Consider the following 11,818-nt stretch of genomic DNA (forward strand, 5'->3'; position numbering starts at 1 on the left):
GTCAGAGTTTGACCTTCGAAGCTCGCAGTGAACGTCTGCTTATCGACAGTAAGCGGAAGCCGACGAGGATCTACTTCGGAAATGTGCCAGGAACAGACATTGTAGGCCCGCCACGGTTACGTCCGCTTCGCGCCGCGAAGCGGACGTTCGATGTACTTCCGGAATGTGCCAATAGCCGTCCTTTAAGGATGGCTCAGAACGCGCCAGAAATCCGTCAGTCGTACGGGCTTCTCCAGAGCTAGAGGAGTTCGCCACGAGAGGCTGCACGTCTCCTAGCGCGTGGCTAACGGAGCGCCTGTTCAGCGTCTCGTTCTCTGGGCCTTGATCAGCGACCAGCCAGCGACCAATCAAGCACCGGCTCTCCCGGCGGCTTGGCAGCTTCGCCGCCCAGCGAATTATAGCATCGAGCCGGTATCGCGGTTCGCGACCCCACAGTCCTCGGGGAGATACTCCGCCAGAGATGGCAGCCCGGCAGCTTGCCGCTCGTCTTCGGTGAGCCCATAGTAATTCCACATCGGATTGGTGTGGGTGAAGTCGATCTCCGGCAGCCTGGCGAGGAATTGCTCGTAGAGGGCGGCGCCGTTCCCGGGCCGGCGATTGTTGAAGTTGAGATCCTAGGTGATCTTCGCCAGCGAGATCAGGCCGCCGAGGGAGGGTTTTACTGAGCTCCTGCCGTATGCAGATAGCCCAAAGTGTCCTTTTCGCTCTCGCCCGAAGCCGCCCCCATCTGGTGGATTTCGTTGTATGGCGGACTAGTGACGTATCTCCGAGCGGCACCACTAGGCCCGCACAAGAGGCCAAAGGTGTCTTGCTCCGAATTTCCACCCATTCTTCCTACCTGTAGCACCTGCGTAGAGCCGCATTGGGCAAGAGCCGGTTCGAAAGTGGTGATCCCGCGCTGCACCCGGTGGTCTTGGATCACCCAACGTCTGGAACCTTCGTCATAGGCGAAAGCCATGCTGAACTGCGAAGGTTGGCTCGAACGTTCGCCTGCTCGTTTACTGGCATTCATTTCAAGGTCACCGGTACAAGCGGCGGTCGCATCATCATATGAGTAGCACTTGATCTCACCGAGCTTCACGGACTGCAGCGCGTTGCGCCCCCTCTCAAAGTAGTAATGCTCGCTGATTGCCTCCGGTCCGATCAGATCGGCGGTGTCCACACCATGCAGCCGGGCATAACGATCGTAGAACTGCGATATCTTGTTGTAATCACCATCCGTATAGGCTTGTGCCCAGGCCGTGATTATGTCTCGGACCTCCTCGTCCGGGGTTGCTAATGCTGGAGAGACTACGGTGCATAGCATCGATGCAACAAGCATTTTCGAGACGGTTCTCATGGAAATCTCCTATATAGATCACGACCCGAAGAGGGTTGTTGCGCCATGCGCGCACGGTTACTCGAGCTTTGGAGACAGCATCGCCTCGGCCCGACCCAGGCTCTGTTGCTGCCCTCCTCGAACGACATTGGACGCGGGACGTCGATCCCAGCGTCAGCCGAGCGTTACTGCTGCGTTAAAACTTGTCTCAATATGGCTACGGTATAGAATGGCTCGGCTGTGACGTCGGTGGAGCGCCGCGCTTAGAGGGACTTTGCCAGGTGTCACGTCCGCCGTTCATGCTATCGCTGTTGGATGGCTTCCAGCTAACCGGGCCAGGCGGACCAATTCACCTGCCAAACAAGAAGCTGTCGGCTCTGTTGGCGTATATGGCCTGCACCGCGCCGGGGCCACAGTCGCGAGAGAAGCTGGCAACTCTGCTGTGGGGGTCCCATTTTAATACCCAGGCGCAACAGAATCTGCGTCAGGCTCTTTATCGACTGCGACAGGTGTTCGGCCCAAACGTTCTTATCGGCAACGACGATGCAGTCTGGCTCGCACCCAGCGCGATCGACTGCGATGTCGCAGTTTTCAGAGCGCTGATCCGCGAAGGCAGCTTATCCGCGCTCGGAAGAGCGGTTGACCTCTACAAGAACGATTTTCTGGCCGATATGACTCTTCGGGAGGAAGCCTGGACAGAATGGCTAACGGACGAGCGACGGCGGCTTGAGGGCCTCGCACTAAATGCATTAGTGAGACTGGGGCAGCTTGAACTCGCACTCGGGCACGCGAATGAAGCGCTGGATAGAGCCACGCGCGCCGTGGCTATCGACGGCTTCCGCGAAGACGCCCACCGGCTCGTCATACATGCATTGGCGGCCGCCGGACGCAAAGCCGAAGCGATCAAGCATTATCAAGGGATTGTTGCGCTGTTCGGGCGCGAGCTGGGTATAGAGCCTGATGCCGCCACGAAATTGATCGTCGCTGAACTCGGTAGGGCGCAGCTGACGAGCAGCCGACCGGCTGGCAACAGGATCGTCGATCAGGCTCCGGTGCAGTCTGGTTCGCACGAAGGTCCCGTCCGGCCATTTGAGAAGATGAGCACGACGCTCAGGCAGAAGGAGGACCGTGATTGCGATGGCAGCGATGCGGCACCGTCTGCGGTTGCGGGTCGCTCTCCCCGTCCCGAGCAGCGGCAGTTGACGATCATGCAGTGCAGTCTCGTCAGCTCACTGATGGACTCAGGGCAGCTCGCCGCCGAAGATGCTCAAGACTTAGTTGCCGAATTTCACGAACGGGTCGACGAAGTAGGGGCCCGATTTAACGGATTGGTCGCCCAGCACATCCGGGACGGCGTGTGCATCTATTTCGGCTACCCTGAAGCTCGGGAGCATGATGCCGAACAAGCCGTGCGCGCCGGCTTTGCAGTTCTCCAACTGGTAGACACTCTGAAAGCAGCTCGCGGCGTAAACTTCCAAGCGCGCGTCGGCATCGCCACCGGACTTGTTGTCGTTGGCGAACAGCCGGGGCACGGCGATATACGGCAGCATGTTGTGATCGGCGAGACGCACCACCTCGCGAGTCAGCTGCTAGTAACGGCTTCACCGGGCGAGATCGTCGTCGATGCCAACACGCGCCAGCTCGGGGGACGATTATTCGAGTACCGCGTGCTTCCCTCGATCGACCCGGAGGAAAAAAATGCACCGGTTCAGGCGTGGCAAGTTCGCGGAGAGACAATCGGTGTCAGCCGGTTCGAGGCCCGCCGAGGGGGCGAGCTGTCGCCTCTTGCCGGGCGTCAAGCGAACATGGACCTGCTGCTGCGCCATTGGGAACAGGCCAAGGCCGGCGAGGGCTGGGTCGTACTTTTGTCCGGCGAGCCAGGTATTGGAAAGTCACGGCTGGCAGAGAGCCTCCAGGCCGGTATCAAGGAAGAGCCGCACTCCTGCCTGCGGTTTTCTTGCTCCCCCCACCACACGCATAGCGCCCTTTATCCGATTATTGAACAACTCGAGCGGGTCGCAAGCTTTCGACTGGACAGCAGCGCCGGTGCGAAACTCTCTCGATTAGAGCAGCTACTCGCGCCGACCGCATCGAATCTGTCACGCGATGCGGCTGTTGTCGCCGATCTCTTGGCGGTGCCGCTCGAGGAGCACGACGCTCCGCCCGCTTTGAGCCCGCAGCAGAAGCTCGAGCTGACGCTGACAGTGCTTCTCGAACAGATCGAAGGCGTCGCAGCAAGAGCTCCCCTCCTGATTGTGTTCGAGGATGTCCATTGGATCGATCCGACCTCGCTCGAGTTGCTAGACCGCATCATCCTTCGCATCGCGGACTTTCCGGTGCTGCTGGTGATTACCTTCCGCCCGGAGTTTCAACCGACGTGGCTCGGTCTGCGAAATGTCACCATGCTCCCTCTGAGCCGCCTCGGCCGCCGTGACGCCACCGCCATCATCGGAAGCATGGCTCAGGGCAAAGCTCTTCCTAGCACAACCGTCGAGCAGATCCTTTTGCATTCAGACGGCGTGCCGCTTTACATCGAGGAACTGACGAGGTCGGTCCTCGAGAGCGGTTTGCAGAGCGAGACGACGGACTGGGTGAATTCCATCGCAGTGCCAACGACGCTGCGGGCCTCGCTCATGCCTCGCTTGGACAGGCTTGGCTCGGCCAAAAACGTGGCACTGACGGCCGCCACGATCGGACGGGAGTTCTCGTACGAGCTGGTCGCGGCCGTGTCAGGCCTGACACCGATGGATCTCGACGCGGCGCTTGAGCGACTGACAAACGCCGGCCTCGTCTATCGCCGCGGGGTGCCTCCCACTGCTATCTATTCCTTCAAGCATACGATGGTCCAGGACGCCGCCTACGCCACGATGCTGAGAAGACCTCGGCGGCAGCTCCATACAATTATCGCCAAAACGCTGATCGCTCAGTTCCCATCAGTGGCGGACCGCCTGCCAGAGGTCGTCGCCCACCATTTCGCTGAGGCGGGACTTGCCAGCGAGGCAATCGTCCATTGGGTCAAGGCCGGTCAGGTTGCTTATGAGAGAGGGGCCAACCGCGAAGCCATCGAGTTTTTCGAACGGGGATTGACACTCCTAGCCTCGCTGCCGGAGAGCCGATCAACTCTGGTGCAAGCCTTGGACATTCACCTTGAATTGCCACAGGCCCTGATCCAGCTGGGTGAGATCCCGCATGCGCTTCTCCGCCTGCGCGAGGCCGATCGCCTCGCTGAACGGCTGAAGGATGATCACAGGCAAGGGCAGGTCCACAGCTTTAAGGCGATCACCCACGCGCTGATCGGCGAATTGGACGACGCCCTTCTGGCAGGCAGACGCGCATTGAAGACCGTGGAGCGCCTCGATGATCATGCACGGTGCATTCACGCAAGGACCATACTTCAACAAGTTCATTTCTACCGGGGCGAACACAAACGCGTGGTGGCCCTCGCCACCACGAACCTGGCCGCGCTCCTCACAGATTCGGCATCTCTGGAACACAGACTCGCAACCCATCCTTCGATTTACGACCGAGGTCGCCTCATCATCAGCCTGGGGGAGCTTGGCTGGTTTACTCAGGCGGCCAAACCTCTAGCCGAGTTAATGCGGCTTGCCACGGAGACGCAGCATGCATACAGCGTGGGCTGGGCTCAATTGGCAGTAGGCTGCCTTCACCTTCTACGAGGCGAATGGGCACAAGCTCGTCCCCGGCTCGATCATGCGAATGCGGTGCTGACGGCGGCTAACGTCATTCCACTCCGTCCATTGGCGACCGGTCTCTCCGCCTGGTGCCTTGCGCAGCTCGGCGAGGTCGACGAGGCGCTGAGCCAGTTGAGGGAAGGCGAGGAGCTTCTCAAGCGTCACGCGGAAAACAAACAAACCGGCACTCTCGGATGGTTCTATACGTGGCTCGGCCGAACTGCGTTGATTCTGGGACGTCTCGACGATGCGCAGCAGCTAGGAGATCGCGCGCTCGCGTTCTCGCAGCGCCAACCCGGGTTCGCGGCTCATGCGTTGCAGCTGCTCGGAGACATCGCTACCCACCCAGATCGGCGGCATGCCGAACGCGGCGAGGCTTACTACCGCAGTGCGTTAGTGCGCGCGATCTCACTGGGCATGAGCCCGGTCGTAGCTCATTGCAATTTTGGGCTTGGCAAGCTCTACCAGCGCAATGGTCCGAGCAAGGGAGTTAACGCGCCCCTCAACACGGCTTTGTTGACTTTCCGTAAGATGGACGCGCCATTCTGGGTTGCGAAAGTCGAAGCGGAAATACGGTAGGTATAGTAGTCAGCAATCCTTTCGCTCCTATGGCAGTCTATGACCTGGTGCAAAAAGGTCGAGGCGAATTCGGACCTTTCGCTTGCGGGCCTGTTCGAAAAGCTCTTTGCACAAGCATCTTCATACGGGGCTGGGATCTTTCTGTCCCTGACCATAACTTGCGAAAACCTTAAGCTGACGGCTCTGGTCAGCAAGAGACCTAACCGAAATCAAATGGCATGAACGTCCTGTTGGCCGCGATTGTCTGCTCAGGGTCAAAGTTCGACGTCGAGAGTTTACAAGGAACGTCCGCTTGCCGCCTATACGCTGACCAAAGCGGTACTTCGGACACGTGCCAGGAGCGGTTATTCGGCGCGCTTCTCTAATCTCTGGTTCGCGCCGCGAAGCGGACGTTCGACGTACTTCCGGAGTGTGCCATTTTGAGACCTTCCGAGCCTGGAGTCGGTTGCGTGCTATATCCATCAATGGCTTACGGCGACAATTTCGGGTAAGACCGTTTTTTCGGGTAACGGGCCTTATGGAGTGCAGCGCCAACGGCATTCCGCGTCATCCAAGCATCTAGTGGATTGAATCTAACGCTTGGTGCCCTCGCCGGAGAGCTCAAACCAAGCCCATACTCAGGATGGATGGAATTTTCGCGAAAGGCTGTTTAAGGAACGATCTGCTGGCGCTGCTCTCGGATCAGGAGCTTCCATAACCCGTGCATCCGGTAAGCTCGCCAGACGGGAACCTTCTCCTGCCCCGTAGCATCGAATGTTGGATCGAACCCGCTCGGGCGGCCATTCGCTGCGAGCGTAGATCGACTCAGCCCCAGGAGGAATTCATGGCACAGCTTTTTTCGACGTCTCTTACAAGGCGACGGGCGGTCATAGGGCTTGCGCTGACTGCCGTCCCGGTGGCTTTGGCGGGGTCAGATCACGCGTACGCCCAAGCCAAGCAACCCGCGCCTGAGAACAAGCCTGAGACAAGTCTTTACGAGCGGCTCGGCGGCGTCTTCGCGATTGCGGCGGTGGTGGATCACTTCAGCGATGCCGTCGTGAGGAACCCCATCGTCGGCCAGAAGTCCAAGAACCCGCGGCTGCGGGAATGGCACACGAAGAACCTGGAAAGACTGCCCGGCCTCAAGTTCATGCGGACGCTATGGGTCTGCAACGCTGCAGGTGGGCCCTTCCAGTTCACGGCCACCAAACCCGGCGCGACGCCACTCGGCCTGGAGGAGGCCCACCGGGACCTCCGGATCTCTCCCGCAGAATTCGATGCGGTTGCCGCGGAACTTGGACGGACCCTGGATTTCTTCAAGGTTCCGAAGCGCGAGAAGGCCGAAGTCTTGGCCGCCTTCGCAGCCCATAAGGACGAGGTCACGGCTGGCTACGTCAAGCGCGGCTGAACTTCAGCCGCTATCACAGGGAAAATGGATATAGCGGATCGAACGTCACTCCAAAGACTATTCAGACCTGAACACGTCCCAACGTGACCACGAAGTACTTGCGGAAGCAGAAACGAGCCCGCCCCATGGCTCGTCCCTTTGGGCCAGGACGCCGGCGGCACATTGAGCTGAAGTGTCGATGTCCGGTCGAGATACGCTTGGGAACCTGTCCTGCTGGTGCGCCGAGCACGCGCGTTCGTTCTCGAAGCAGGCCCGGTGGGCGGATGCCAGACTATGTGCGAACCGCGGCCATTTGAACGGGGCATCCGGGGACAAAGGGCCCCTGCGGCAGCCTCCCGTAAGCCGGGTAGACCCAAGCCGAGGATCGGCGCAAACTGCTTCCTCGTGAGAGGGCGGACACGTCGATGCCTGATCCGCGTCCCAAATCCGAGCGCAGGCTCGCCGCCATTCTGGCTGCCGATGTGGTCGGCTCATGCCGGCTTATGGAAGCGGACGAGGAAGCCGCGGCCTCGGCCATTCGGGCGATCCTGTCGGAGATCATCGAGCCAGCCGCCACGAGACATCGTGGCCGCGTCGTCAAGACCATGGGGGATGGAGCGCTCCTGGAGTTCGCCAGTCCGGTCGAGGCCGTGCTGTGCGCGGTAGAGGCCCAGAGCGCAATCGCTGATCTCGCTCGGCACCAACCCGGGGGCAGGACAATCCAGCTCCGCATGGGCATCAACCTGGGCGATGTTCTTGTCGGTGAGGACGAGGACATTCTGGGAGATAGTGTGAACATTGCCGTTCGCTTGGAGGGCATGGCCGATCCCGGCGGCATCTGCATCTCCGGCAAGGTGTTCGACGAGCTTGAGGGCAAGCTATCCCTCCCGTTCGAGGATCTGGGGGAGCAGCGCCTCAAGAACATCGCACGGCCCATCCACGTCTATGCCTTGAAAGCGGCGGACATCTCGCCCCGCGAGCCGACGGCCGCCCGGCCGACCCAAAACCAGACCGATAAACCTTCCATTGCCGTTCTCCCGTTCGCCAACCTGAGCGGCGATCCCAGCCAGGAGTACTTCGCTGATGGCATCACGGACGACATCATCACGGCCCTGACGAAAACCCGCTGGCTGTTCGTCACATCCCGCAGTTCCTCCTTCGCGTTCAAGGCCAAAGCCGTCGAGACAGAGCAGGTCGCAGGTCGCCCGTCGCTTGGGCGTTCGCTACATCCTCAGTGGCAGCGTGCGCCGGAGCGGCTCCCACGTCCGCGTCTCGGCCCACTTCACGTTCAGCGAGGCCCTTCTGAGGCGCCTCGCCGCTGTTCCGAACATCAAGGCGGTGAAGATGCCGCTGCCGAAGAACATGTGCTTCAAGGCGGAACTGGACCGTCTGAGGCAGGATACCCTTGGCGACTTTGCCATCGGCTACAGCGGTGATTGGGGAGCCGCGGATGGATTGCTCGCCGGAGGAGACGCCTGGTACAGCGTCGTAGGGGGGCTTCTCCCCGAGCCAGCTCTGAAGCTGGTTCGGGCCGCCCAAGCCGGAGACGCGACCGAGGTGCGCCGCATCGATGGCTACTTCCAGCCGCTGTGGGAACTGTTCAAGGAGTTTGGCAGCATCCGCGTGATGTATGCCGCCGCCAACATTCTCTCGCTGTGCGAAGCGGCTCCGCCGCGGCCAATCCTGCCCCTCACAGATGCCGATCATCGGCGCGTGGCAGCAGCGTTGGGTGCGTTGTCAGAGCTGGTGCGGCCCTAATCGGTTCAGCGTGCTCCGTGAACGCCGTGAACTCGCCACGGAAGGTCTGCACCGGGTCAACGGTGGATCGTTCAAGCTTACATTTAACGTCTGCTTGTTGGCAGCAAGCCGACCATTGCGCTACTTCCGAGATGTGCCGATAGCGATCGAACCGAGATATTAAAGTGGCTGATCTGGTCCGCGCGAGCAGTGACGGCAAGCAAAACCTTAAAACCCAGGCGTTAGAGCGACATCGCGAGGCTCATCTAAAATGGCGTCAGCGGTTCGCCGTCAGAGTGACGGAAGAGTCGTACGCATTGCCCAGGCGAATGGTTTTCAGTGGGGATGTTTAGGAGTCACGAGCTCGCGCCGACTGCAATCATGGCTTGTCATGGCTGCCTCAGTCGGCAGCCCGGCGGCCTTCCACTCGGGATATCCGCCCTCGAAGCGATGAATCACGCAGCGTGCGCGCTGGGCAGCGACTTCCTCGAACGACAGGACGCAGTACGGTCGCCGTTACGACCTCTTCGGCCTCCATCCTTCGGGACTGCTGGCCTTCATGCCTACCTGCGGGCGGGAGCTGCCTCTAAATAGGACTAGCGGTGTCAGGCCGCTGCCGTAAAACTCGTCCGCCGCAACCAGATATAGATGAGCATGGAATGGACCAGAACTACAGAGGTCTCCTTCTGAGAGGGCGAACGGCCGCCGGGAAATCCCAGGTCGCGATCATTGCTGGTCAAAAGCGGCTTCATATTGCGGAAGGGGCAACATTCGCTGGCGCCGTCGCAGCAGCCAGGGCTCATGTCGATGCCATGTTCGCGGAAAGCGCCGTCAGGCGCCGCGCGAAAAACATCGGCACCGTTGATGAGTATGTCCGCTTCTTCGCGGCCAACCCTCCGCGGGAGCACCATGCCAAATTGCTCAAAGCACATTCCAAGCGACCAATGACGATGACACAACTAGCGGCAGTCGCAGGGTGGGACGGATACAAGGAGGTTAACGCGAATTACGGGAGCCTTGAGGCAGAGATTGGAAGGACCTTAGGTCTCGCATTTGATAGACGAGTTGATGACACTGAGTTCTTTATGAGCTCGATCGTGGAGCAGCTCGACGCCAACGATCCTAGGACGGATCATGCTCTGTTTGAGATGCATCCCGAGGTCGCCGAGGCCCTCCGAATAATCGGATTGGTCTAGTATCGTCCAACTCCATTCCCGGCGCACTCCTGCTCGACTGCATCACCCCGTTTCTCCATCAAGGGTCACGTCACGTTCCAACGAGGGAAATCGAGCGTGGATTTTCGTGCCGAGCAAGATGTTCACGTTCGTCGCCGAGCTTCCTGCCTAGGAACGAATTGAGCCCTCGTCCCAGACGACGGCGGCCGAGTTGAACTTGGGGCAAGAAATCTCGGAAATGCGCGCTGCGTTAAGGAAACTCCGCGGCCACTCGACCGTCGATCGCACCCACGCTCGCCCGAGTTCGTCTGGCGACGGGCCCTGAAGTACGGAAACTGGTTGACTTTCGGTTTTGGAGTGAACCGGAAGTGAACCGTTTATAAACCCGTGACCTAAATGCTATTTAGACGGATGTTTGGATCTGGATTAGAGATCGATTTACTTCTCAACCGTTGGCCTGGTGGAAGTTAACCTGCTTCAGCGCTGCTTGGCGTTCTCCAGCCAGACGACTGGATAGCTCCAGAAGCACTCTACGGTGCCCTTGACCCGCAGGCATTCGCTGGTGCCTTCCATCTTGTCGGCCGAGATCTCCGTCCCCTTGAGAAACATGATGCAATCGCCGCTCTTGAGCTTGTCATCCGAGAACTTGCCGAAGGCAGCGTTGTCCTTGGCGACGATCAGCGCCCGGGCCTTCTCCCAGTCCCAGGAAGAGCGGCAGCCCATGAGACCGGTGGATTTGAGCGTGACAGTCGTTTCCTGTCCCATGGACGGAGAGAGAGACAGAGTGGCGATTGCCAGGCCGAGAATGAGGCGCTTCACGATGGTGATTGGAACTATCGCGTATCTCAGATACGGGACAGTCACGATTGATCCTCCTGACCGAATGTGCTGTGACCCACGGATTTCCCTGCCATCCTGATGAAGGCGAAATTTTCTAGCACTTGCGGATTGTCAGGCCGTTCAGCGAAGTGAACGCCAGCACAGAGCTTGGGCTATTGCAGCACCCCGCACTCTTACGGATCCCCGCCCCAAAGGAACTACCCGCCAGCCGACTTTGTTGAAGGCGACCAACTGATGTCACCGGGAGCACGAAGTCTCATGACCTCCGAATTCAACTCTCCCGAAAGCGAGCGATCATCCTCGACCACGAGCACTATTGGCGCAGCCGTTCTCGGGCTCCTGATCCTGAAGTTTCTGGGGCCGCGAGAACACACGCCGTCGGATCGCTCCCGAGAGAGAGACGCCTCCGCCGGGTTTGCCGACAAGCAGCACGCGGATTCCAAGCGCGCGCAGCAGGAAAGAGGCATTGGAAGGCACGCCAGCAGCCCGGAGAAGATCCCGCCGCGTGGCTGGAAAGATATCTTATGGAGGACCTACGAAGAGGTCGGTAAGGACAGGATCATGGCCGTTGCGGCTGGCGTGACCTATTACGCCCTTCTGGCAATCTTCCCGGCTATCGCGGCTCTCGTTTCGATGTACGGCCTCTTTGCCGATCCGAACACCATTCAGGAACACCTTGGCGCCCTGTCGGAGATCCTACCCGGCGGAGCCCTCGAGATAGTTGGCGAACAGGTTAAGCGCATTGCCGCGCAGGGAACCGGGACGCTTGGCGTGAGCTTCCTACTCGGTCTGCTCATCGCGATCTGGAGTGCCAACGCGGGCATGAAGGCAATCTTCGATGCCCTCAACATCGTATATGACGAGGATGAAAAGCGAAGCTTCCTCAAGCTCAACGCTGTTTCCCTGGCGTTTACGGCCGGAGCTCTGGCCTTTGTCCTGATCGCTCTAGCGGCCATTGTCGTGCTCCCGATCGCGGTGGCGATGCTCGGCCTGGGATCCGGCGTGGAGTGGGCGTTGCGGCTCGGTCGTTGGCCAATTCTTCTGGCGTGCGTGGTCGCAGGCCTGGCAGTGCTCTATCGCTACGGTCCGAGCCGTGATCGAGCGCAATGGC

6 protein-coding genes and 2 pseudogenes are annotated in these 11,818 nt (G+C 59.8%); 6 read left to right on the forward strand and 2 right to left on the reverse strand.

The window, feature by feature from the left end; genetic code table 11:
• Positions 1-658: 658 nt before the first annotated feature.
• Positions 659-1,339 (reverse strand): Cif family virulence factor, encoded by a 681-nt coding sequence (locus tag FEZ63_RS20280; RefSeq protein WP_150947895.1) that lies wholly within the window; start codon positions 1,337-1,339, stop codon positions 659-661.
• Between the two features lie 260 nt (positions 1,340-1,599).
• Here FEZ63_RS20280 and FEZ63_RS20285 point away from each other — a divergent pair, with 260 nt between their 5' ends.
• The 5 genes and pseudogenes from FEZ63_RS20285 to FEZ63_RS20310 all read left to right on the forward strand — a co-directional run bounded on the left by FEZ63_RS20285 (position 1,600) and on the right by FEZ63_RS20310 (position 9,888).
• Positions 1,600-5,589, forward strand: a complete 3,990-nt coding sequence (locus tag FEZ63_RS20285; protein WP_162419802.1) for a BTAD domain-containing putative transcriptional regulator — start codon at positions 1,600-1,602, stop codon at positions 5,587-5,589.
• 823 nt (positions 5,590-6,412) lie between these two features.
• Positions 6,413-6,976, forward strand: coding sequence for a group I truncated hemoglobin (locus FEZ63_RS20290; RefSeq protein ID WP_150947899.1), 564 nt, complete (start codon positions 6,413-6,415; stop codon positions 6,974-6,976).
• A gap of 404 nt (positions 6,977-7,380) precedes the next feature.
• A pseudogene (locus tag FEZ63_RS25800) lies at positions 7,381-7,896 on the forward strand (adenylate/guanylate cyclase domain-containing protein); the annotation flags it as partial.
• A gap of 331 nt (positions 7,897-8,227) precedes the next feature.
• Positions 8,228-8,713, forward strand: a pseudogene (locus tag FEZ63_RS20300) (dihydrodipicolinate synthase family protein); the annotation flags it as partial.
• Positions 8,714-9,351: 638 nt separating this feature from the next.
• Complete coding sequence (locus FEZ63_RS20310; RefSeq protein ID WP_150947906.1) at positions 9,352-9,888, forward strand: hypothetical protein; 537 nt, start codon at positions 9,352-9,354, stop codon at positions 9,886-9,888.
• A gap of 456 nt (positions 9,889-10,344) precedes the next feature.
• On the opposite strand, the gene FEZ63_RS20315 is transcribed toward FEZ63_RS20310, so the two are convergent.
• Entirely contained in the window at positions 10,345-10,731 is a 387-nt protein-coding gene (locus FEZ63_RS20315) for a hypothetical protein (protein ID WP_150947908.1), read from the reverse strand.
• Positions 10,732-10,965: 234 nt separating this feature from the next.
• Here FEZ63_RS20315 and FEZ63_RS20320 point away from each other — a divergent pair.
• Positions 10,966-11,818, forward strand: an 853-nt coding sequence (locus tag FEZ63_RS20320) for a YihY/virulence factor BrkB family protein (RefSeq protein WP_150947909.1), incomplete at its 3' end; no start/stop codon positions are given.

Source organism: Microvirga brassicacearum (assembly GCF_008757455.1).
Classification (GTDB): Bacteria; Pseudomonadota; Alphaproteobacteria; order Rhizobiales; family Beijerinckiaceae; genus Microvirga; species Microvirga brassicacearum.

Bases quoted from the DNA above. Each gene is read 5' to 3' on its own strand.
- FEZ63_RS20280 (WP_150947895.1), bottom strand. From the start codon at position 1,339: ATGAGAACCGTCTCGAAAATGCTTGTTGCATCGATGCTATGCACCGTA.
- FEZ63_RS20290 (WP_150947899.1), top strand. From the start codon at position 6,413: ATGGCACAGCTTTTTTCGACGTCTCTTACAAGGCGACGGGCGGTCATA.
- FEZ63_RS20310 (WP_150947906.1), top strand. From the start codon at position 9,352: ATGGACCAGAACTACAGAGGTCTCCTTCTGAGAGGGCGAACGGCCGCC.